The organism is Neisseria sp. P0021.S006 (assembly GCF_051956895.1).
The window spans coordinates 1-1,465 of record NZ_JBQCWZ010000338.1; the positions used below are offsets into that span (position 1 = coordinate 1).

Genomic DNA, 1,465 nt, shown 5'->3' on the forward strand with positions numbered 1-1,465 from the left:
GAATCGGGGGGCTTCCACTTGATGGGCGATTCTTCAGACGGCAAAACCACAGCCGCAAAAGTAGCCTTGAGCGTATGGGGCAAACCATCAGGAAGCCTGTTGTCTTGGAGCGGTACGAAAATAGGCTTTTCCAACACAGCCGCCGCCCGCAATGATGGCTTGCTGGTGTTGGACGAAATAGGACAGGCAAGCCCGCACGTTATCGGCGATACTGTTTATAGCGTTATGAACGGTATCAACAAAGTGCAAGGCGCAAAACAAGGCGGAAACCGCGCTTTAAGCCGCTGGAAAGTGATGATGTTTTCCACCGGCGAAAAGACCCCCGATTCCATCTTGAAGCACCATAAGGGCGATTGGAACGCAGGACAAGCCGCCCGCCTGCCTAGTATCAGAGCCGCCGCGCAATACGGCATTTATGACACATTGCACGGATTTGAAGATGGCGCATTGTTGAGTGAGCATATCGCCCAATCAGCAGAAAAATATCACGGAACGGCAGGAAGACTATTTATCCGACAGCTTTTAGACAACCTAGAACAAGCCAAACAGCAGGCAACGGAGCGCATGGCCGCATTTATGGCAACCATTCCCGAATTATCAGGGCAGGCGCGAAGAGTAGCAAAACGCTTTGCTATCGCCGCCTCCGCTTTGGAACTTGCCGCCCCTGTTACCGGCTTGCCCGTAGGTGTAGGCATGGCAGGCGTGAAAAAATGCTTTGATGAATGGCTGGAAGCCAACGGAGCAGGAAAACACGAAGACCGCCGAATCATTGAGCAGGCAGAGGATTTTATCGCCCAGCACGCATTAGGCACGCGGTTTATGGAATGGAGCGATAAAAGCACCAATAAAGACCATGCAGGATATAGGAAACAGGAGGGGGAAAAATTGGAATTGTGGGTAATCCGCCGTGTCTTTGCCGATGAAATCGCCCAAAGTTTCGATGAAGCGAAAGTTTGCCGCGTATTAGCAGATAATGGATTGTTGAAATATAACCACAAAAACAGAGGCTACCAACACCAGCGGAAAGGTAACGGCTGGTTTCATGTTTTAGCTACAAATATAGAACTGGACGACTAATCATTTACATGGGGTTAATTCCAAAATCCTAACCAAGCCCGCCGGGATCAACACAGGCGGGCTTTTTTACGTCTAAACATTCAGGCAGACCAACCAAGAAAGCATAAAATTAACAGGAAGCCCCTAAATCTCAAAAATTAGGACTGTTTGACCCTTTCCCTATACCTACCCTACCAAAACAAAGAAACGCGCTTACAGCGCGATTTTAGCCTATTTACGCTATGACCAACAAAGACAGACGAGGGATAAATAATTTCGACACCAATACGCGCGCGCGCGAGAAAAGCAGCCCTTGAATTTTTGGAGCCCATAAAAAGGAAAGAAGACCAAGACACGCGAAAAGATAAAACCATATGCGCGAGGCAAAATCACTTGTTACCTTTGTTAA

At 48.5% G+C, this 1,465-nt stretch carries 1 protein-coding gene; it reads left to right on the forward strand.

What is annotated here, in order from left to right; translation table 11 throughout:
• Positions 1-1,077: DUF927 domain-containing protein (locus ACTHUM_RS13910; protein WP_440403159.1), on the forward strand; the 1,077-nt coding region annotated here is incomplete at its 5' end.
• Positions 1,078-1,465: the final 388 nt, after the last annotated feature.